Genomic DNA, 2,174 nt, shown 5'->3' on the forward strand with positions numbered 1-2,174 from the left:
CGGGCATGTTCCACCGCGAGGTGCTCTACATCTCCCGCGACCAGTTCGAGGAACTGCGGGCGGAGCTGTGGGAACTCTCCAAGGCCATGCTCGACGCCCGTCGGCGCGACACCTTCTACCGCAACACCAGCTACTGCTTCCAGTACGGAAGGCCCTGCGCCTACTTCCAGCTCTGCCGCTCGGGCGGCAACCCCAACGTCATCGAAAACCATTTCCAACGGATCGCCCCGCACGAAGAGCTGCGGGACGGAGCCGGTGAAGACGCCGCTCCGGTGTTTTGAAATCCCAACCATAAGGAGACGAAGCCATGCTTCCCAAGACCAAAAGCAAACCCAAACACACACTCTCGGACCTCACCGCCCTGGTGTACGGCCCGAGCAAGATCGGCAAGAGCACCTGGTGCTCCAAGGCCGATGACGCACTGTTCCTGGCGACCGAGCCGGGCCTGAACGCCCTGGAGGTGTTCCAGACCCCGATCACCTGCTGGGACGATCTTCTGCAGGCCTGCGCGGAGATCGCCGAGGGCAAGCACGAGTTCAAGACCATCGTCGTCGACACGGTGGATAACGCCTACAAGATGTGCTCGGACTACGTCTGCAAGAAATTCAAGATCGAGCACGAATCCGACCTGGGCTACGGCAAGGGCTACGCGCTGATCAACAACGAGTTCCAGCGCGTCATCAACAAGCTCGCCTTCCTGCCCTATGGGCTGATCCTGATCTCCCACTCCCAGGAACGGGACATCGAGACCCGGACCGGCAAACACACCCGCATCGTGCCGACGCTGCCGGAAAAGGCGCGGAAGCTGGTCACCGGTCTGGTGGACCTGATCCTGTTCTGCGACCTGGACATGAAAACCGGCGAGGACGGCAAGCCGGTATGGCAGCGCGTGATGCGCACCAAGCCCAGTCCCAATTACGACGCTGGTGACCGCACCGGCCGACTCCCCGAAGTCATTCCCCTCGATTTTTCGAGCTTCGTGAAAGCGTTCAACAACACGGCAACCGGAGCTGCGGCGAGTGCCGCCCGGCCGAAGCCGGAGCCGACCGCGAGTGCGGCGGCGAAACCTCAACAGTAAGGAGATCCGACCATGGAACACTACGAAAACCAATCCAGCAGCAACCTCGACCTGGCGCAGTTCGACGACGCCTTTGAAACCGCCGAAGTCGAGGAACGCGAGTTCGAGGCCGTCCCCGACGGCAAGTACCAGGTCAACGTCGACCGGGTCGAACTGACCCGCGCCCAGACCTCGGGCAACCCCATGCTCAAGTGGACCCTGCGCATTCTCGCGCCGACCCACAAGGGCCGTCTGCTCTGGCGCAACAACGTCATGGCCAGCAACGAGAACATCAAGTGGCTCAAGCAGGACCTCTACACCTGCGGGCTACAGCTTCAGAAGCTCTCCGACCTGCCGGGCCACCTCGAGCAGCTTCTCAACATCAAGCTGGAGGTGACCAAACGCACTCGCGGTGAAAACGAGAACATCTACTTCAACCGTCGCATTGTCATGGCCGACGATGCCGGAGCTCCCGGCGCGGCGATGGACGACATGATCCCGTTCTGATGATGGACCGGATCACCGTTGTCGTCGACACCCGCGAACAGGAGCCCTACAGCTTCGATAGTGACAAGGTTTCGGCGGTTCGCAAGGCGCTGCCCGCCGGTGATTACTCACTGGTCGGCCTTGAGGAACGGGTGGCGGTGGAGCGCAAATCCCTGACGGATTTCGTCTCCACCGTCATCCGGGGGCGAAAGCGGTTTCACCGCGAGCTAGAAAAGCTCTCCGCCTACGAATCCGCCTGCGTGGTTGTCGAATGCAACTTTCGCGATCTGGTCGATGGCCGCTACCGAAGCGATGCCCACCCGCACGCGCTGATCGGAACGGTCGCCTCCATCGTCGTCGACTTCGGTGTCCCCGTCTACTTCTGCTCGGACCGGCAGGCCGCCTGCCGTTTTGTCGAGGAGTACCTGACACGTTTTCACCGGAGGATCGCGAGATGCCAAAAAGAAATGAGAGTAACCCGGCGCGACTCCGGGGAAGAATAGAGCGCGTTTACTATGCCGGACCCAAGTTCTCCGCAGGCCGACTGCTCACCCCGACCGGTGAGGAAGTCCAGTTCGCGGGCAATTTGTTCGCCCGGGAAAATCAGCCTGTGGTCCTGCTCGGGTCGTGG

General features: G+C 61.5%; 3 protein-coding genes and 1 pseudogene. All 4 read left to right on the top strand.

The window, feature by feature from the left end:
• Positions 1–281: pseudogene (locus tag JWJ90_RS22510) on the top strand (PD-(D/E)XK nuclease family protein); the annotation flags it as partial.
• Positions 282–307: 26 nt separating this feature from the next.
• Positions 308–1,078: an ATP-binding protein gene (locus JWJ90_RS22515; RefSeq protein ID WP_155314821.1), complete on the top strand. Its 771-nt coding sequence runs from the start codon at positions 308–310 to the stop codon at positions 1,076–1,078.
• Between the two features lie 12 nt (positions 1,079–1,090).
• Positions 1,091–1,564 carry a DUF669 domain-containing protein gene (locus JWJ90_RS22520; RefSeq protein ID WP_013219083.1) on the top strand — a complete coding sequence of 158 codons (474 nt, stop codon included), beginning with the start codon at positions 1,091–1,093 and terminating at the stop codon, positions 1,562–1,564.
• Complete coding sequence (locus tag JWJ90_RS22525; RefSeq protein WP_013258639.1) at positions 1,564–2,046, top strand: ERCC4 domain-containing protein; 483 nt, start codon at positions 1,564–1,566, stop codon at positions 2,044–2,046. Before JWJ90_RS22520 ends, JWJ90_RS22525 begins: the two co-directional genes overlap by 1 nt.
• Positions 2,047–2,174: the final 128 nt, after the last annotated feature.

The organism is Desulfobulbus rhabdoformis (assembly GCF_016919065.1).
Lineage (GTDB): Bacteria > Desulfobacterota > Desulfobulbia > Desulfobulbales > Desulfobulbaceae > Desulfobulbus > Desulfobulbus rhabdoformis.